Annotated in this window: 13 protein-coding genes; 5 read left to right on the top strand and 8 right to left on the bottom strand. The window is 54.3% G+C overall.

What is annotated here, in order from left to right; translation table 11 throughout:
* The first annotated feature begins 110 nt into the window (after nucleotides 1–110).
* Genes B7444_RS15100 through B7444_RS15085 form a run of 4 tightly spaced genes read left to right on the top strand, consistent with a single transcriptional unit; the run spans nucleotide 111 to nucleotide 7278 of the window.
* Nucleotides 111–2549, top strand: coding sequence for a TonB-dependent receptor plug domain-containing protein (locus tag B7444_RS15100; RefSeq protein WP_052001661.1), 2439 nt, complete (start codon nucleotides 111–113; stop codon nucleotides 2547–2549).
* Between the two features lie 31 nt (nucleotides 2550–2580).
* A complete protein-coding gene (locus tag B7444_RS15095; protein WP_052001660.1) occupies nucleotides 2581–4698 on the top strand; it encodes a penicillin acylase family protein in 2118 nt (705 codons plus the stop codon).
* Nucleotides 4699–4729: 31 nt separating this feature from the next.
* Nucleotides 4730–5218: a hypothetical protein gene (locus tag B7444_RS15090; RefSeq protein WP_035729254.1), complete on the top strand. Its 489-nt coding sequence runs from the start codon at nucleotides 4730–4732 to the stop codon at nucleotides 5216–5218.
* Nucleotides 5219–5250: 32 nt separating this feature from the next.
* Entirely contained in the window at nucleotides 5251–7278 is a 2028-nt protein-coding gene (locus B7444_RS15085; RefSeq protein ID WP_048855212.1) for a M1 family metallopeptidase, read from the top strand.
* A 721-nt stretch (nucleotides 7279–7999) separates the two neighbouring features.
* Here B7444_RS15085 and B7444_RS15070 read toward each other — a convergent pair.
* From B7444_RS15070 to B7444_RS15035, 8 genes are all read right to left on the bottom strand, one after another.
* Nucleotides 8000–9130 (bottom strand): NTP/NDP exchange transporter, encoded by a 1131-nt coding sequence (locus B7444_RS15070; protein WP_231502786.1) that lies wholly within the window; start codon nucleotides 9128–9130, stop codon nucleotides 8000–8002.
* The gene (locus B7444_RS15065; RefSeq protein WP_035729249.1) at nucleotides 9120–9770 is read right to left on the bottom strand and encodes an NADPH-dependent F420 reductase; all 651 of its coding nucleotides are present in this window, start codon (nucleotides 9768–9770) and stop codon (nucleotides 9120–9122) included. Before B7444_RS15065 ends, B7444_RS15070 begins: the two co-directional genes overlap by 11 nt.
* Before the next feature lie 258 nt (nucleotides 9771–10028).
* Nucleotides 10029–11213, bottom strand: a complete 1185-nt coding sequence (locus tag B7444_RS15060) for an MFS transporter (protein WP_035729247.1) — start codon at nucleotides 11211–11213, stop codon at nucleotides 10029–10031.
* A 40-nt stretch (nucleotides 11214–11253) separates the two neighbouring features.
* A complete protein-coding gene (locus B7444_RS15055; RefSeq protein WP_035729245.1) occupies nucleotides 11254–13401 on the bottom strand; it encodes a xanthine dehydrogenase family protein molybdopterin-binding subunit in 2148 nt (715 codons plus the stop codon).
* A 15-nt stretch (nucleotides 13402–13416) separates the two neighbouring features.
* Nucleotides 13417–14385, bottom strand: coding sequence for an FAD binding domain-containing protein (locus tag B7444_RS15050; protein WP_035729243.1), 969 nt, complete (start codon nucleotides 14383–14385; stop codon nucleotides 13417–13419).
* Nucleotides 14382–15089: a 2Fe-2S iron-sulfur cluster-binding protein gene (locus B7444_RS15045; RefSeq protein WP_456303394.1), complete on the bottom strand. Its 708-nt coding sequence runs from the start codon at nucleotides 15087–15089 to the stop codon at nucleotides 14382–14384. Before B7444_RS15045 ends, B7444_RS15050 begins: the two co-directional genes overlap by 4 nt.
* 594 nt (nucleotides 15090–15683) lie before the next feature.
* Nucleotides 15684–17303, bottom strand: a complete 1620-nt coding sequence (locus tag B7444_RS15040; RefSeq protein ID WP_231502785.1) for a carbohydrate porin — start codon at nucleotides 17301–17303, stop codon at nucleotides 15684–15686.
* Nucleotides 17272–18483: an MFS transporter gene (locus tag B7444_RS15035; RefSeq protein ID WP_035729235.1), complete on the bottom strand. Its 1212-nt coding sequence runs from the start codon at nucleotides 18481–18483 to the stop codon at nucleotides 17272–17274. The genes B7444_RS15040 and B7444_RS15035 overlap by 32 nt, the downstream gene beginning before the upstream one ends.
* Before the next feature lie 446 nt (nucleotides 18484–18929).
* Here B7444_RS15035 and B7444_RS15030 point away from each other — a divergent pair, with 446 nt between their 5' ends.
* Complete coding sequence (locus B7444_RS15030) at nucleotides 18930–19826, top strand: AraC family transcriptional regulator (protein WP_015074359.1); 897 nt, start codon at nucleotides 18930–18932, stop codon at nucleotides 19824–19826.
* The last annotated feature ends 394 nt before the right edge of the window (nucleotides 19827–20220 follow it).

Here is a 20220-nt window from a genome sequence, read left to right as displayed (position 1 = left end):
TGGGAGAGAGAGACGTGCAAAATTATTTTACGTTCAGTAGGCGATATACTCTCTCTATTGTAGTTCCATGTGTTTCCGTATTCGCATTTAGCGTTGGAAGCTCTGATGCCTTGGCACAAAGCAACCCGGAAGCGGAAAGCAATGGTGCAAATACCAAGCGGGTTTCCCGTACGGCTGTGCATTCTGTTGCATCACACAGATCTGTTGCAGGCTCATCTGAGGCTATTGTCGTCACAGGCAGCAGAGGCGTGCAGAGAACCCTTCTGAAATCTCCTACGCCTATTGATATTATCAAGGGCACTCAGCTGATGCAGACGGGTAAAGCCAGTGTCATTTCTGCATTGAATACACTCGTGCCTTCCTACAACTCTCCTCAGCGCGCAGGGGGCGGCACATCCACGATCATCGCAACAGGCGGTCTTCGAGGGCTAAACCCGGACCAGATGCTTGTTCTGGTTGATGGTAAACGCCGTCACAAGACATCCCTGATCAATGCCGTATCCTCACTATATAATGGTTCAGTCCCGACAGATCTGGACATGATCCCGGCATCTGAAATCGATCATATCGAAGTGCTACGTGAAGGTGCGGCAGCTCAATATGGATCAGACGCTATTGCTGGCGTCATCAACATTATCCTGAAGAAAAATGCCAATAGTGGCTCTTCTACGTTTACGACCGGTGCCAACATGGACCGCGGAGACGGACAACAGTATCAGTGGCTGAACAATGGCGGTATAAAGCTAGGTTCAAAAGGCTTTCTGAACGTTTCCGCAGATCTGAAGAAACAGCTCGCTTCCAACAGGGCGGACAAGATTTCGGACAATGTTCAGCTTTATAACCGCGTCAATGGCCAGCCTGATCCAAGAGAAGCAACGGCCGACCGTATGGTGACCACCAATTACGGTCTCATGCCCCAGAGTTCCGTGACGGTTGGCTATAATGCCGAGTATGACTTCAACAAAATAACGTTTTACACATTCGGCACGTATGCACTTCGTGATTCTGACCTGAATTACAGTTATCGTGCCCCTTCGAATGTCAATTCGTTATCAGAAATCTATCCTGAGGGTTTTAGACCACGTGTCGTCGTGCATGAGCAGGACTATCAGTTCACTGCGGGTCTGAAAGGCAAGATCCTGGGATGGAACTGGGATGGCAGTTCAAGTTTTGGCGCAAATCGCTCACGCCAGACGGCAGATCATACCCTGAATGCCAGTTTAGGCCCTTCGAGCCCCCTCTCCTTCTATGTCGGAACCCTGCAATCCACGGAATGGGTCAATTCCGTGGATATTACCCGCAAATGGAAAGCCATGGGGAATCTCCAGACCTCGCTTGGGTTCCAGCACCGCCTGGAAACATATCGGGTTGAAGCTGGCGATCCCTGGAGCTACGCCGCAGGCACCTATCTCAACAATGGCAAGGTTGTTTCACCCGGTGCTAACGGCGCCAGCGGCTTTACGCCGGACGATGCCGGCTTCAAGCAGCGTAACAACATGGCAGGATATGTAGATCTGGAATGGGATCCACTCAAATCCCTGACGATCGGTGTTGCCGGACGATATGAGCATTATGACGATTCCAGCGGAAATTCAGCCATTGGCAAAGCCTCGCTACGTTACGATGTCACGAAGTGGCTCTCCATTCGTGGCACTCTGAGCAACGGCTTCCGTGCCCCTTCTCTTGCGCAGATGTTGTATGCCTCGACAACTGGGCAGTTCCGCTTGGTCAACAATGACCTGTCTCTTCTTCAAATCAAGACCCTTCCCGTCGGATCTGCGGCTGCCAGAGCTTTGGGGGCTGAGCCACTCAAGCCAGAGAAGTCCAAGAACATGAGCGCGGGCTTCGTGATTAAGCCTTTCAGAAGGTTTGCGGTCACTTTTGATGCCTATCAGATCGAGGTTAATGACCGTATTGCTCTGACAAGTACCCTCACCGGAACCGCTGTCTCCAATATTCTCGCTCAAAACGGACTGGCCTCTGACATCAGTGCCCAGTATTACACCAACGCCATCAATACCCGGACGCGCGGTATTGATGTGGTAGCAACCTATAACCATTCTGTTGGCCCGTTGGGACATATGCAGTGGAATCTCGGCTGGAATTATAATCAGACCGTTATTACCAATATCAAATCCAACCCTTCCCAACTGGCCTCTCTGGGTTCGAATTACGTTCTGTTTGACCGCCTGAGCCAAGGCTATATGACAAAGGCCATTCCCAGAACGAAACTTTCTTTAATGAACATCTGGACTTTTGGCCCATTGATTCTGAATACGAAAGTTACGCGCTACGGTGGGTATACAATCTTACAGAACAGCGCAGCCAGTGACCGCAGGTATGGACCCCGTGCAATTGTGGACATGGACCTGACATGGAACATCAACCGCTGGGTTAATGTAGGCTTTGGGGGGAACAATATTTTCAATACATATCCCTCCGCCAATGGCATCTATAATTATTCTCTTGGTCAGGGACAGTACCCAGGAACATCTCCTTTCGGATTTACTGGTGGATATTACTATGGACGCGTCGGCGTGAATTTCTAAATTATTCGAAAACGAAAGGTGTAAGACGATCATGTCTATTCGAAAGACGAGAATCAGGCCTATTGTTGCGACTCTCCTGTCCACGCTAATGCTCGGCAGCCCTCTGGCCTCACATGCCGCAGAACCCACATCTTCGGACCATGGACAGATTCTGTGGGATACTTTTGGCGTTCCGCACATCTACGGAAAGGATGAAGCAGGTACCTTCTACGGGTTTGGATGGGCGCAGGCTCACAGCTATGGGAATATTGTTCTCAAGCTATACGGCACAGCCCGGGGACGTGCTGCAGAATACTGGGGCAAATCCGAAGAAGAGTCCGATCGCTGGGTGCTCGCCAATGGTGTCTATGATCGGGCCAAAACATGGTACGCGGCTCAGGAGCCCTCATTCAGAAAGGATCTGGATGCATTTGCCCAAGGCATCAACGACTATGCCACCAAACATCCCAATGACATCTCCGATGATGTCAAAGCTGTGCTACCCGTGTCAGGTGTGGACGTTGTCGCCCATAGCCTGAGACTGATGAACTACGTTTACATCGCCTCCGAGACAAAAATGCTTGGAGAACCTCCCGAACGCAAAGCAGGCGGTTCCAATACATGGGCCATTGCGCCTTCACGAATGACGGATGGTCATGCAGTTCTTCTGGCCAACCCTCACCTGCCGTGGAGCTATCCGTTCTTCCGCTACTACGAAGCCCAGATGAATGGTCCGGGCTTCAGCATGTACGGCGCCACCCAGATTGGCCTGCCCGTGCTGCGTTTCGCCTTTACCAAGGATGTGGCATTCTCCAACACGGTCAACACCATTCTTGGAGCCATTCGTTATCGTCTGACCCCGGACGGCGACGGCTACCGCTTTGATGGTAAAACCCGGAAATTCGATACCAAGACCATTCGCTACAAGGTCAAGTCACCGGACGGCACCTTGCAGGACCGCTCATTCGAGCAACGCTATGCCGTACAGGGACCTGTCTTCAAACAGACGGACGGATCTCTGATGGCGCTTTACGTTGCAGGTCTGGATCGACCGGGCATGCTACGTCAGTATTGGGACATGGGGCGATCGCACAATTTTGCCGAGTTCCAGTCCGCCGTTAAAAAAATCCAGATCCCAATGTTTAATATTGTCTATGCAGACCATGACGGTCATATCATGTATCTTGATAACGGCATTCTTCCCAAACATTCGGAAGGCGATTTCAACTACTGGAATGCTCCTGTCAGCGGAGAAACTTCAGCAACACTGCCGAAAGGGATTGTTGCTTATGAAGACCTTCCAAAAGTCATCGACCCATCTGGCGGTTTTGTTCAGAATGCCAATGATCCGCCATGGGTTTCAACCTATCCTCGGGTTCTACATCCCGAAGCCTATCCTGCCTATGTTTCTCTGACTGGCCCCATGTCGCTTCGTGCGCAGATGTCCGTAACCATGCTCACCGCGAGCGGAAAGATGTCGTACGAAGACGTCATTGAGCGCAAACTCAATACTCACTCCCTACTGGCACAACGTATTCTCCCTCAACTCCTGGAAGCCGCAGCTGGAGAACCACGCAAAAATATTGCCGATGCCATCAGGGTGCTGAAATCCTGGGATCAGGCTGACAATGCGGATAGCCGTGGTGCCCTGCTGTTCGAAACATGGGCACGTCTGATGATGGGTCCCAAATTCACGGATTTCTCGAACTTTGCACGAGGATGGTCTTTGGATGATCCCATCCATACTCCCGACGGATTGAAAGATCCCGCTCAGGCTGTGAACCTGCTCGACAAGGCCGTCATTGAAACGCGCAAGCTGTATGGTGCGATCGATACACCCTTCGGGAAGGTCTCACGCTTTCATATTGGCAACGTCAACCTTCCGGGAAATGGCGGCTTCGGCAATACGGGTATTTTCAGAACGATCACTTGGGGGCCGATGAAAGATGGCCAGCGAACCCCGTTCCATGGAGAAACCTGGGTATCCATCGTCAGCTTCTCGTCGCCAATGCGCGCCAAAGGTTTGCTGAGTTATGGAAATTCCGGGCAACCCGGTTCTACTCATCAGTCTGACCAGCTGTCCTACCTAAGCAGCAAGACACTCCGTGACCTGTGGCTCACTCGCGCCGAGCAGGAAGCACATCTCGAGACCGTTGATAGCCTGAAATAAAAACCCTCTTTCCAGTCTTCAGGAGACCATCATGAAAAAAAGTCTGTTTCTTGCCACGGCCCTTTTGATTGCCTGTGGAACATCTTCTGCTCAGGCGAAAGGCCTGACTTTGGATTTTGCCGGCACATGGGTCAATGACAATATGCGTTCCACATGGAGCGATGGACATTATCCGACCGGGAAAATGAATTTGGCAATGACTGTGAGTTTTTCCGGAGATCATCTGGTCTATCACTCGGTCAATTCCACACTGAAGAACAAACCTCCCATGGTCATTGACTTTGATGCCATCATGGATGGAAAGCCTTACCCGTTGTCTGGCAGTGGACGATATGATGTGGTCCGCGTCCGTCGCCTGGAAAACAATCGTATCGAAATTCTGGAAATGAAAAACGACGACCTGATCGTCGGCGCGATCTGGACCCTTGAAGATGGTGGCAAGACGCTAATGCGCTGGGGTATTGGCAAATCTCCCGAAGGCAAGTCCAAAGCCTATCAGGAATTCTTCACACGCCAGTAATCCACTTTACTTCCGTAGAGAAGAGATCATCCATGCCATCTTCGCGCAACACTGCCTTCCAGTACAAGTCGTCGAAATGGATTATACTGTGTGTCTTTGGTTGCCTGATATCGGCACCCTCACTGGCAGAGACATCCGGGGCAAGGGAGCCTGATCCGAGCGAAATATTTGCTCCTCTGCTCCTGCCTGACGCCCCGACTGTCTATCGCTCAGGAGATGGAACTCCGGGACCAATGGCATGGAAAAATCAAGCTGATTATAGAATTCATGTACAAATCCTGCCCGAAAAACATCTTCTGAGCGGGCAGGAAGAAGTCCGGTACCAGAACAACAGTCCTAGCACACTCCCCGTCCTCTGGGTGCAACTGGATCAGAACATATATAAGCCGGACTCCCGTGCAGCCTTTGCCTCACAGTGGCACTTTCCAGATCATACGAGCGGAATGACCATTAAAAATATCACTGTTAGTGATCTGAAAGGTAAAAAGCAGCCCGTCCAGTTTCAGATTTCCGACACACGGTTACAGATCGTTCTACCAGAAGCCCTGAAACCGCACTCGAAGATTCGTCTACAGATCAACTGGGACTATACTGTTCCAGGCCCATGGGGCGGACGTACTGCCGTCAGTCAAAGCCGGAATGGCGAAATCTACGAAATTGCCCAGTTCTACCCTCGGATGGCTGTCTTCGATGACATTCGAGGCTGGGATACACTGCCTTATCTGGGCGATGAGTTCTATCTTGATTACGGCAATATCGACTATGATGTCACCGTTCCAGACAATTTCATTGTTGCCGCGTCCGGAGCCCTGCTCAACCCACAAGCTGTTTTGTCACCCCTTGAACGAGCCCGACTGCAGGCAGCACGACTAAGCGAAAAGCGTGTTCTGATCCGCACCCAGTCAGATGCTGAAAATGCCGCCCACCACGCCAGTACGAAGACCAGGACCTGGCACTTTCTGATGCAGAACACACGTGATGTTGCATTCGTAACGTCACCAGCGCTTCTGTGGGATGCTGCCAGACTTGATCTTCCTCCAATATCGCCAGCACCGGGCCACCCAGTGGAGGCAAGACTGGCCATGTCCGTCTACCCTATTGAAGCAGCAGGTCCACAGGCCTGGGACAGATCAACAGAATACGTGAAGCATACGATCGAGTATTTCTCACACGAATGGTACATGTATCCATGGCCCAATGCTGTCAACGTGGGAGGGCACGGAGCCGCAATGGAATATCCGGGCATTGTGTTTGACGGCATGAAAGACCGTGATGCCAAACTATTTTGGATTACGACCCACGAACTCGGTCACAGCTGGTTCCCCATGATTGTAGGGAGCAACGAAAGGCGCAACGGATTCATGGATGAAGGCTTCAACACTTTCATCGACGCCCTTGCTTCCCTGCATTTTAACAAGGGAGAATTCGCCCCCAAACATGATGGCGAATACGCTCCGGATACGGGGAAACCCGCCGATGATATCGTCAAGATTCTCATGGACCCAGTATATGGCCCTATCATTACTCCTTCCCCCCTAGGAAGCAAAGGAGACCGACATGCCATTCCTTATTTCAAGGCAGCATATGGGCTTGAACTACTGAGGAGCCAGATCCTTGGTCCTGAACGCTTTGATCGTGCTTTTCGCCATTACATTGAAGTCTGGGCTTACCGACACCCAACCCCTTCGGACTTCTTCCGTCTGATGAACAGTGATGCCGGGGAAGATCTGTCATGGTTCTGGCGTGGCTGGTACTTCAGAACATGGTTCCCTGACTATGCGATTGAAGATGTGAAGTATACATCGGACGCGAAGCTCAAAATCACCATTCTCAACAAGGGCTGGTTACCACTGCCTGTGACTGTTCTGGAAAAATGGACGGATGGCACCACAACTTCGGTTCGAATTCCCACAGAAGTCTGGAGTAGCGGAAACAGACATACTCTTGAAATCCCGTCTTCCAGAAGCATTGCCGCCGTTATCATTGATCCAGACCATGCAATTCCGGACGTTAACAGAAGTAACAATGAGTTTTCCGCTACCGGCAGGCCTACACAGTGATGTCTTTAAAGGCATCCGCCTGAACAGGTACTCAGAGTTTGCCCCTGATTTTCAGAGCGGCGGAGAGAGAGAACGGATTATCATAAAGACCTGTCCAGCCAATATCCTCTATGACATGCGTCGCTTCCTATTCCTCGGCAGGATCAATGCAATTGAATACCGAGCCTGGGCGCAATGAATTCTGTTCGGCCCATACTCCCAAACAGACAAGATTAAACGGAAGCATCACTCATCGTCATTTTCGGCCGAAATCCAGACATGAGTAGAATTCTCGTGGTAACAGCCGCGCCTTCTCCCGCCCTGATCGCTCCACCATTTCCGTTCCTGTCGCTACATAGGCGCGATAGTTCCCAGCAGAGAAACTTCTTCTCCCCCATAGAGGTATCAAGCCCGATGGCGACAGGCAGATTTCTGGGCAGGCTCGTACAAACCGTTGTGTCGGATCCCAACCCTTCAAGGTTCTGCATTTCCGATCCCGAAAAACGGTGGACCAACTGACTAGTTTCCTCGTACCCGGCCGGTCGTTTTGCCCGCTTTGTCTTCCTGTTCGCCAAGCACGTACCCGCATGCAGCCCAGATGATTGCCAGAAGAGCCCCCACGAGAGAGACAACTACTGAACTTTGTGAGAACGTCGTGATGGCGGTGCTTGCCCAGCCACTGACTGCATCACCTGCCCGATAAACCACTGTATCGAGAAAATTTTTCGCCCGATACTTCAGGTTAACAGGCATCCGGGCAAACAGCATTTCTCGCCCTGGACGGATAAAAGCATATTCGCCAACGCGGCGAACGCCCATAACGATGGCGATTACCGCGAAGGTTGGCCAGACCGCCAGCGCTAAAAAACCAGCAACGATCATGAGAGGAACCGCAGTCAACAGCCCTTTCAAGCCAAAGTAACGCGCAAAACGCCCTGTCACTCATCTGACAGATGAGTGACAGCGTCTGGACGCACCCATCAATAATGGAAAAGATACGAACCTGGGCGCTGCGGGTGGGAAACATCGTGACGACCAGGCGGGCCTGTTCAAAATAGAGAAAAGTCGTTGCCGTGGTTAGCAGCAGGACGAAGACTGCCAAACAGAGAAGATAAGGCGATCGTACAACGAGCGTGAACCCGGAGAACGGATTGCCCAGCACAGGACGTTGCCGCTCATCATCCTCCTGTATCGTATCGCGGGCAGATCGCCACGTCACAAGCTGAGATTTGGCGAGCACCGCGCCATACAATAGCAGGGCGGACACGACCAGTAATCCAGGGATCGACAGAATGCTCACCATCAATGCCGCGAATACTGGCCCTGCGATCCCGCCGATACTGACGCCCCCGGCGATGAACCCGAACAGGCGCTTGGCCTGTCCAGTATCAAACAAGTCCGCCATCAAACTCCATGCCACGGACATCACGAACAGGTTGAAGACCGACAGCCATACGAAGAAGGCCCGTGCGATCCATGAACTGGCGGGCCATACAGTCAGAAAGGCGGCAAAGCCCAGCATGTTAATTGCAAAAAAACCGTAGACCCAATCGATGAAGCGCACGCGGGCCACATGGGCATTAAGCCACCCGTAAATGGGAACTGCGACCAGAATGGTGACAAACGTCGCGCTGAAAAGCCATTGGAGATTACGTACGCCACTGGCGATGCCCATCGCATCGCGAACGGGCCGCAAAATCGCGTAGCTGGTGAAGAGTAGAAAAAAGAGCGTGAAGCCCCATAAAACCGCGCCGATTTCATCAGGTCGTGCATTGATTGCGTGGATTAGCCAGCCGCGCCATCCGGAGTTGGCCGCAGGTTCGGCTGGAGTGTCGCGCAGGGTCGGTATCAGGTGCTCATTGTCAGAGGTCATGACCACGGACCGGCACGCTGCCTGTAACCCTGATAAGTTCGGCAGCGACCGCGCCCGCCGCGTCATCGGTATAGCTGTATAAGACTTCGGTGGTGCCGCCCCCACCATCCGAAAGGGTACTCGCGTTCACCGAATTGAAGGCGCGCACAAAGCGCGTTCCGGGGAAAAGCCGCGCCGAATAGCGCGCCACGCCTGCGGCGTGGGCCTCCGCGGCTATCGCTCCGTCACGAAACGGATAGGCATTGTCGGCATCAATAAGGATCTTGCCCTTCAGAGCCTGCCCGTACTGCCTCGCAAGCGCCGGTTCGGCCTTGTATGGCACGGCCAGAACGATCACGTCCCCAAACGCAATCGCCTGATCCACACTGCCAGCCCGGGCGTTCGGTCCTGCTCCGGCCACAACATCCTGCAACTGATCCGGATGGCGGGAGGAGAACATGACCTGATAACCGGCCCGCGCCCAGAGCCGACCCAGTGTGCCTCCCACCTGCCCAGCACCGATAATGCCGATATGGCGTTGCACAGGAGGCGTATCGGCTGCGGAAGCAGTGGGAGAAACCCCGGCGTAAATGGCCATCCCGACAAGGGAAACAAGGAAAGAGCGCCGGAGCAGACGCAGACGGCTGAATGGCAAGGACATGAGAGTTCTCCTCTTGTAATCGGGACAGATACTTTCAATGCATTCTATTGCCCTGACGGCAGGATGACGGCGGTGGAGACCGACACGGAACGGAGATCGCGCTGTATCTGTTCAACTGTCAGAACAGTTATGAGAGACGGAGGTTCATAAAAACCTCCACGAACATGCCTCACAACCCCTGATTCGGGCCGGACCGAACAAGTTATTGTCACTGCCCCAGAGGCAGGAGCCGCACCGCGCAGGCTACTCAGAGCCGGTCTAATCCCGAACGCCACGCCTGAAACCGATGAAAAGGACAACCAGATCGATTCCACACAGCAGGGCGGAAACCCGGGAAACACCCTGCCAGCCGAGATGGCTGTAAAGCGCGGCTCCCCCGAGCGAACCAGCCGCACCGGCCATAAAGACAGCCGTCATGTAGGCTGCGTTCAGGCGCCCCCGCGCCGCATTGTCGAGATTGTAGACGGCGCGCTGACTGACGATCTGGTTTGTCTGCACGCCCGCGTCCAAAAGCAGGGCCAGCATCGCTGTCAGCAGCAGCCAACCTGAATCGACTGTGAGACCGGTACAGAAGGACATTAGCCCCACGCCGAGGACCGCTCCCCGGGTTGCGGCCCGCGCATGACCCCGGTCGGCCCAGCGGCCTGCCAGAGGTGCGGCGAGCGCCCCTCCAGCCCCCGCCAGGGAAAACAGGGCAATCTTCCCCTGCCCCAACCCGAAACGATCGTGCAACATCAGGGGAACGGCGGTCCAGAACATGTTGAAAACCGCGAAAAGGATACCATGATATAAAATACGGTATCGTAATGTCTTGTGCCGGACGACCAGTTGTCCAATGGAGCGCAGAAGATCCCCATAGCGTATCTGGCCCTCGGGTCGGTACGTCGGTAGGACACGCCACAGAATACCGCCGATTAGTGCCATGGCCCCGGCTGAAAGCCCAAAGACAGCACGCCACCCCAAAGCGGCCGCAATAGCGTTGGCCAGCGGTCGGGCCAGCATGATGCCCGTCAGCAGACCACCCATAATGTTGCCGATGATCTGCCCCCGCCGTTCGGGCGCCACGAAATGCATCGCGAGCGGCAGCAGGATCTGTGATCCAACCGAACAGAGACCGATCGCAAAGGCGCACAGCATAAATGGTGCAGCCGCATGACTGAGGCTCGATCCGACCAGGCTCAGGATCAGCGCCGTCACGGTCAGGAGTATCAGACGCCGGTTCTCCACCCGATCGGCAAGGGGGACGATCAGGAACAGGCCGGCCCCATATCCGAGCTGCGTCAACGTCACCACGGTCCCGGCCCAGGCGGGAGGAATTTTGAGATCATGCGTGATGGGGCCGATCAGAGCCTGAGCATAATAGATATTCGCGACCGTCATGCCGCAGACAGCGGCAAAAACAACGACGAGCCACGAAGAGAGCTGGAACGGAGGCTGGCTCACTCTCCGGCTTTCCATCGACGTTCAGGAAGGCATCGCATCCTCATGCGAGAGGTGGCAAGCCGGGAAGGAGACGATCCAACGTGATGGGAAACCGGCGGATGCGGATACCGGTTGCATCGAACACAGCATTGGCGATCGCCGCCGCCGCACCGTTGATGCCGACCTCACCGATGCCTTTCATGCCCAAAGGGTTAGCGACCGGTTCAGTCTCGGGCAGCAGGACGGCATCGATGTTTTGGATATCCGCCAGAACCGGCACATGGTAATTGGCCAGATCGCGCATCGCCATCTGCCCCCGATGATCGACGTTGTTTGCCTCGATGAGCGCGGAGGAAAGTCCCCATATCATGCCGCCCAGCGCCTGCGAGCGTGCCGTTCGCTCGTTGATGATGCGTCCGCAAGCGAATACGCCGAGCATCCGCGGCACACGTGTTTCACCGGTGTGGACATTAACAGCCACCTCGGCGAACTGGGCGCCGAAACTGGCCTCGGAATAGCGTTTCGTCTCGTCTCCGGGGGCGATCTTTCCTTCAGCTGTCACGCCCCCTGCCTCGCCAACCAAGCGCAGGACGGTTTCCGGGCTTGCGTCCCGTCCCTTCGTCATGTCGTCAAGGCGACGCCGGAGGGCCAGGCACGCCTCATAGACCGCCGACCCTGAACTCTCAGCACCGAACGACCCACCCGAGCCGGACGTTTTGGGAAAATCGGTGTCTCCCAGCATGACCGTAACTTTCTCCATCGGCAGACCAAGCGTTTCCGCCGCTATCTGGGTGAGGATCGTGATCGTTCCGGTTCCAGGATCGGTCATGTCCAGCCGAACTACAAGCTGGCCCGCAGGCGTCAGCGTGACCTGTGCGGCCGAAGGGCGAACGAGATTGTCCCGCATGGCCGAAGCCACGCCCTGCCCGATTAACCACTCCCCCTTGCGACCGCTCCGGCGCTCTTCCCAGCCAAAGCGACGCGCTCCTTCCTGAAGACAAGCGACGAGATGCCGTGAACTGTAGGGCCTGCCAGTCGTCGGATTTACGCGTGTATCGTTAAGGATGCGGAACGCGACCGGGTCCTGACCGCACGCATGGGCGGCTTCGTCGATGGCACATTCCAATGCCATGGAGCCGTTCGCGTCGCCCGGCGACCGCATGGAATCCGAACGCGGCAGGTCCAGGCGGGCAATGCGCTGGGTCGTCCGGATCGCTTTGGCTCCGTAGAGGCCTTTAGCTCCCGCCGTGCTGCCATCCACATAATTGTCGAAGGACGCCGTCTGACTGACGGCATCGTGGCTAATGGCGGTGATACGCCCTTCTGTTGTCACCCCAATACGTACCCGATGGGACACGGCGGAACGATGGGTGGTGGCGGTGAACATCTGCTGCCGCGTGAAGCTGAACTTGACAGGCTGCCGAAGTTGGCGAGCCGCCACCGCGCAAAGCACCGCATCGGCGAAATAGGGCAGCTTGCCACCGAACCCCCCGCCGATCAGCCGGGCGACGACGCGCACCCTGTCTTCTGGAAGGTTCAGCGTCCGGGCAAGGCCTGTGCGGGCTGCGGACGTGATTTGAGCGGGTGTATGAACGGTGAGATGATCGCCATCCCAAGCGGCGATGCTGGCCTGAAGTTCGATGGCAGCGTGGTTCTGGTAAGGCGTTTCATACTGCACATCGATGCGATGCCGGGCAGTCGCGAAAGTGCCGTGGAAATCTCCCACCGAACTGTCGGAGGACTGCCCGCCATGCAGAGGCGCAGGATCGATTCCATGTTCAGAATCGAGAACTGTGTGCGCCTGGTCTGCTTCGTACTGCACCTGGATAGACGCGGCGGCGGCGCGGGCACACTCGAAGCTTTCGGCGACGACGAACGCCACGGGCTCTCCGAAGTAGCGCACCTGCTCGTCACCGAAAACCGGCTGGGCCCGCGCGAAACGCACATTGGCATTCAGTGGCCCCCATTCCGCCTGCGGAGGCATGTTGCGATGGGTCAGGACGAGTCGAACACCAGTTGAATGCTCTGCGGCGGCCGTGTCCAGAGCCAAGATGCGGCCACAGGCGATGGTGGACAGGACAGCGGCACCATGCAGGATGGGCTGGGTCGCGCCGATTTCAGAGGGTTGCAGGTCGAAGGTATAGAGCGCCGCCCCCGTCACCTTGGCCCTGCCTTCCACCCGCGGAACGCCATTACCGATCCCCGTCATGTGCGAGGCCCCCCTTCAGGTGAGAAGCGTGGCGACAAGGGTGCGTCGTGCAAGAAGGATCTTGAAATCATTATCCCCATAGCCTTTCGCGCCTTCGAGAGCGATGTCACAGGCGTGTTCGATAGTGGCAACCTCGGCGGGCCTGTTGGCCATTGCAGCCTCGGCGGCCTCGACCCGCCAGGGCCGGGGAGCGATCCCCCCGAATGCGAAGCGGGCGGAAACGATCCGCCCCTCCCGGATATCGGCGACGGCACCGACAGAGATGAGCGCAAACGCATAACTCGTCCGGTCGCGCACCTTGCGATAATGATGCACCCCCATGGGCGGGGGCGGAAGACTGATTTCCGTAATGATCTCCCCCGGCTGCAGCGCCGTTTCCCGTTCCGGCGTCTCGCCAGGCAGAAGATGAAAGGAGGCAACGGGAATGGCACGGACCCGTCCCGTCGCATCCTGCACGTGGACCGTAGCATCGAGAACACGCAGCGCCACCGACATGTCGGACGGATTGACGGCGATGCAGGCCTCGCTGCCACCAATAATGGCGTTCATGCGGTTTCCCCCCATCCGCGCGCCGCAGCCGGAACCAGGCTGACGTTTGTTGCAGGCATCCGTCATGTCATAGAACTGGACGCATCGCGTGCGCTGAAGCAGATTGCCGCCGGTGGTCGCCATGTTGCGGATCTGTGCAGAGGCGCCTGCCAGGATGGCACGGGAGAGCAACGGGTAACGCTGCCGGATCAGAGGATGGGCGGCCAGCGCCGCGTTCGTAACTTCAGCACCGATCCTGACACCCCCCTCGTCCGTGACGGTAACGCGATCAAGCCGCGGAAGCCTGCGGACGGACACAAGCCTGTTCGGCGTCTCGATCTGAAGCTTCATCAGATCGAGAAGATTAGTGCCGCCCGCTATGGGACGCGCCCCGGAGGCTGCGGCATGGGCCGCATCATCGACGGAATGCGCGGTGGAAAAGGCGAAATCTTTCATGCTGGCACCTTCCTCTGCGCCAACTCGCTCAGAGCGGCGGAAATGCCGACATAAGCGCTGCACCGGCAAAGATTGCCGGACATGCGTTCATGCAGTTCTTCCGTCACGGCCTCGGCATGTGCCGAAAGGTCGGCGGTAACATAGCTGGGATTTCCGGCGGCAAGCTCGCGCAGCATCCCGACGGCGGAACAGATCTGTCCGGACGTGCAGTAACCGCATTGGAAGCCGTCGTGATCGATGAAGGTCGCCTGCACGGGATGAAGCGTTCCATCCGCCGCTGCGAGGCCTTCGATGGTCGTGATGCTGTCGCCTTCGTGCATGGCCGCGAGACTGAGACAGGACAGAACACGCTGACCGTTGACCAGAACGGTGCAGGCGCCACATTGCCCGTGATCGCAGCCCTTGTGCGTTCCGGTCAGGGCAAGCTGTTCACGCAGCAGGTCTAACAACGTCGTACGTGTGTCCATCATCAAGTGGTGATGTTCACCATTCACCGAACAGGAGACAATGGCCGTTTCCACGCCCTCGGGAGGACGGGATTGCGAGGTGCCTGTACGGGCCGTCAGGGCCCGGGCCCAGAGCGGACGCAGGATCTGACCTATACTGAGAAGCGCCATTGCACCGCGCAAAACCATGCGGCGCGAGACTTTCGCGACACGCATCGACAAATCGACAGGCATAGGGAGGTGCGGCTCGTGGGGCATGGGCCGATCCTTCAGCGCTCTGATTGTGCGAGAAGTCTGAGATTAGCTTAACGCCCTACCTAGATGGCAACCGATAATAAAATGTTTCACGCATACGTGACTTTCAGCTCCATATGCGGCGGCTTCTCGCTCTACATCAGATTACTTGGGATCCAGGAGCACTCATAACATATCGGCAGTCACCCCCTGCGAGATTTCCGCCAATAAACGAGCGCTTCCCAAAGGAGACACAGCCTCAATATCCTACATTGGTTATGATGCTGACGCTTTTACTTCGCGCCTCATGTTTGACAAGCCTAACAAGGCCATGAAGACTGGGCCACGCACTTTGCCCAGTAGCCGCTATTCATATTTGACTTTCGGCACGCTTGTAGGTCGTCCCTGCCGAAAACTTCCTTTTCCTGCTCTCGGGGCAGAAGCCATAGATCTGCTGTGAGACCTCTGATTCAGACACTGTGAGAAGACTGGAGATAAGCGACCTCTATGGCTGACAAACGACCAGCCAGATGAGTCGTCTGTCAGCCTTTTTCCGCATAACCCTAACTGATCCACCGTAAAGTATTAGCTTCGCCGCTGGAACACAGTTTCCAGGGTCTAAAATAAGGCTATATGGCTCTTGAAACCAATAAGTGCCTGATTTTTTAGTTGCTTCTGTCCGCCTGGATGGATGTAATACTGGAAATCAGGAGAAAATGTTATGCCGCGCATGACACGAATCTGATAGATCGCCTCTAAATTATAAGTCGATGTCTGAGGAAAAAATGCTCCATTCGGAATAGGAAGGTTTTGCTGGGCAAAAAGCCTTTCTGAGCGTGTCAAATCATCGGAGATCTGTGAATAGGCAAAATCAACGCCGATCGCGTCGCTGGGCCGTGATTTCCAGAATCCACGATCAAAGATACCGAAGGAATATTGTGCAGAGCGCGTCTGCGTCTGGGGCTTGTTGAAATAGGCAACACCCAGCAGGCTGATTCCCGCATCTGCTGCACCCTCAGGATGGTGATAGACCATCTGGTCCAGCAGGGCCCATGCAGCCCATGCTCCATGAACCTCCCGGGCGGGTAGGCCGGTCAAAGCAAAAGCATTACCGTTGCCATCGTAATAGTTATCCCGATGATCCGCTGTATCGTAGGCAAAACCGAATTTATAGTGGCCAGGTAATGTATGCTCCCTGCCCCGTCGCGGCGCCCAGGTGAACTCTACCGGCATGGCTTCACCGTCAATATTGGCCCCATTGAACTTAAAGCCGGTACGCATCTGGGTGTTGGTATAAATACTTCTGGTTTCTGTAAAATACACACCAAACTGAAAGATGGTTGTAGCGGACGGGCGAATGCGGAAACGGAGAGCCCAGTTGGCATCAGGATAGGAAGCGTGGGCCGTGTTGTCTCCTGCGGCCTTCGGATTGCCGCAGAAGGAATTGTTCATGAAATTGCAGTAAAACGGATTGGCAGAAAAATCACTCAGGAATGACATACGACCAGCCGCTATATCCAGGCGGTCTTTGAACAGCGTTTCGTCAGCATAGGCATAGACAAGGTGAACAAACACGTTCCCGCCTGAGCCATAAATCTCCTGGCTGGGTGTAAGAAGCATGTCCCCAAACATGGGACTCACAGGAATACCGTAACGACCGACGACCACAGCGTGCGTCGACAGGCCAGTGACCCCGGCCAGTCGGCCCCAGTCGATAACATTTTCCATCGAATATTGACCTGTGTTGCTCGCTCCCTTGCTCAGGCCAAGTCCCGGAGTGGGACTGTTGATCATGCCGGACATCTCGTTGACGTTATCCAGGACAAGGCTGATTCCATGCTCTCTGAGCCGAGAAATCAGACCAAACGGATCAACGAAAATCGTTTCAGGCTGCGGCAAGACATCTGTTTGCTTTCGAGCCTGTTCCAACGGCGCCTGGGACATGAGGGAGGGTTGAAGCCCCGTCGCAGTGTCCCCTCCTGTGCCAGACGAAGTCACCGACTGAGCTCGTGCCGTACCTGGATGGAAATCAGCGCAGGCCACGATCCCAGTGACGAGGAGTAAGAGCTTAAATCTATGGGGGGGAACAAATAACGAAATCTTACATCTCCATAGATTAAGGATATCAAGTTCGATGCCTGCTGAAGAGCGAATGTAAACCAGACGCTCAGCAGGCACTTGAGGATCATTGCAAACAGGCTTCAGTTCAATTTTTTTCTTTGCCTGTGCGGAGATCACTTAAGGTCAGAAGCCAGATCAGGAAGCCTCCGAGTGCAAGGGCACTTCCAACCCATCCCACAGATGTCAGGCCAAAACCATACGCAATTGCTAGGCCACCCAACCATGGGCCGACGGCATTGGAGAGATTGAAGGCACTCTGATTAAGTGCCGCTGCCATGGCTTCAGCACCGACTGCAACCTCAAGCAGCCGCGACTGGATGACGGTACCCAAGCCACCGCCGCACCCAATCATGAACACAACCGGCATGAGTTCCCAGATATTGTGTGCCGAACCCGCAAATCCTGCGAGAGCAGCCGCATTGACCATCAAAATTCCACCCATTGTCAGCATCATTTTGCGGTCAGCGGCCCAGGCACAGGCAACAGTCCCTGTCGTCATTCCCGCGCCAAAAACTGTCAGCATGACAGCAATCATCATGGAAGATGCATGCAGGTTATCCTGCAGGATGGCCGTGAGATACGTGTAAACACAGAAAATCCCGCCAAAACCGACTGCACTGATCCCAAGGGTCAGCCAGACCTGACGGTTTTTGAGGCCTCGCAACTGACTCATGGCACTCGCATGTGGCCGGGAAGGATCGTTTGGCACGACGATAGCGACAAGCAACGTGGTGATCAGTGCCAGAGCCGCGATCAAACCAAAGGACCATCGCCATCCTACCGAATGTCCCAAGATACTCGCGAGCGGGACACCAGCAACTGTGGCGAAGGTCAGGCCTAGCACCACACGTGAGACAGCTTGTGTGCGTCGGTTCGGAGGAACAAGGGATGACGCGATGATCCCGGCAATTCCAAAATATGCTCCATGGGGCAGACCGCTGATAAAACGGCAGATCAAAAGGAAGCTATAGGAGGGAACAAAAGCTGTTGCGCCATTGGCCAACACGTAAAGAATTGTAAGACCAAGAAGCGTCTTTTTGTGACTCAGCCGCGCACTCAGGATGGCAATGAGGGGGGCACCAACACCCACACCAATTGCATATGCAACGATTGCATGCCCCGCCTGGGGCACGGTCACCTGAAGGTCCTTCGCTATGAGGGGAACAAGGCTCATTGCCGTGAACTCAGCAGTTCCGATCGCAAAAGCCCCGAGTGCAAGTGCGAAAAAGATGAGGGACGTCCGAGAAGCTGTCGTAGTCGTCGGCGCTGAATTCGTGGAAAACACTGCAGTGGTCATGCGATCTCTGGAGCGAAGAAGGTTTTCTGGAAGAGGTAAGGACAGCGCGATAACTCGGCAGAAGGCACGAAGCAACGCGACAAGCCTCAGACTTGGGATCGTTTAACGTCATTTCGTTCCTTATAAGAAACGATATTCCAGAGGACGTTGACCAGAGGGCAAGCTCCAACATGCTTAAATCCGCAGGAAATCCGTTATCCGGCCTCGCCTTCTGCACGCAAGAAAGTATTATAAAAATAAAACCGTTATGCTATATCGCCGGAGAGAAAACACATAAACAAGCATGTGTTAGGCGCACCTATTAAGGTGGCCGCCGTCATAAGATGCAGATCTCGGAAGGTTTGAAAGACAGATTTTGCACAGATCACTGCGACTTGAATCTAATGACCCAGCATTCTCTGTGGCCCTCAAAAATATGTAAATGATCCTTCGTTGAGTACAGTTTGATGCCCCGTAGAAAGCCTTCGAGAATATCGCAGTCCGAACCTGTCTATGAGGTAATTACGGCTGCTCCTGCTCATAGTTTTGCTCTGAATCGGCATGATTATCCCGCTGACTGTGCCAAATGGAATTATCATCCGGAATACGAACTGCACCTTATTACTGCAGGAAACGGACGATATGTCATCGGTGACTATGTCGGGACATTTCACGCACGAAGTCTGTTCTTGATTGGCCCCGATTTACCACACAACTGGTTTAGCAACGTTGACCAGGACGAGACAGTGAGTGGACGTGATCTGGTCGTACAGATCAAACCAGCATGGCTTCAGAGCCTGGTTCAACTATGCCCTGAGTTCGAAGAGATCACCCGCCTGCTCGACGACGCAGCGAACGGGATTGAGTTCCACGGGCCATCGCTGGATATTCTGTGCCATCAGATGGAAGACCTGGAAATCGTGGACCCGGCCGAAAGAGTGGCAAAGTTCATTTCATTGCTTGTCAATTTAGCCAAAGCGCCAAGGCATGTTCTGTGCCGATCATGGAATTTCCAGTCCTCAAAAACATCGGGCTCTCGCGTGATCAATCAGATCATGCAACTCCTGCTCTCTACTGATTTGAGAACCGTTAAGCAGGCGGAGATCGCCCGTCATGTTAAGATGAGCCCTTCCGCCTTTTCGCGACTGTTTCAGCAGGCAACAGGGGATACGTTCACTAATTTTGTTCGCCGCTTGCGGATTAACCGAGCCTGCAACCTGCTGATGACCACAGACGATCCCATTTCGAGCGTGAGCACCGATGCTGGTTTCAGCAATCTGTCCAACTTCAACCGGGCATTTCTAGATGAAAAGGGAGTTACGCCGAGAAAATATCGTTTAGCAACAAAAAACACCAACAAATAATAATACATAACGAAGCATCATAATTTATTTATTTTTACTTTTTGGAATCAAAATCCAATTCATAAAAGACGTATACTAAATCTCCATATGTAATATTCATTGCAATACAACCACAATTAATACCATTACATAATATAAAATTCAAATTACATAGAAAATGCTCGATCGTTATAGCGATATACTCCCTAAGACATGCCACGTGAGAGAGAGATCGTCTCAGAATAGAACTTGAAATTCTAAGGCGCTCATCGTGAAGCAGGACCAATTATATCATCCTTATGGTATGGACGTAACAATTACGAGAGAAGGCCTATTTTGGCAAGAACGTATCATATTGGGGAAACAATCAGGCTAGGCTCAGGACCCATTGATTTTTGTAGGGAATTTTGATTCA

The sequence above is a fragment of the Gluconobacter thailandicus F149-1 = NBRC 100600 genome, assembly GCF_000964465.1.
In the GTDB taxonomy this organism is placed as follows: Bacteria; Pseudomonadota; Alphaproteobacteria; order Acetobacterales; family Acetobacteraceae; genus Gluconobacter; species Gluconobacter thailandicus.
This window is presented reverse-complemented; position numbering and strand designations above follow the sequence as displayed.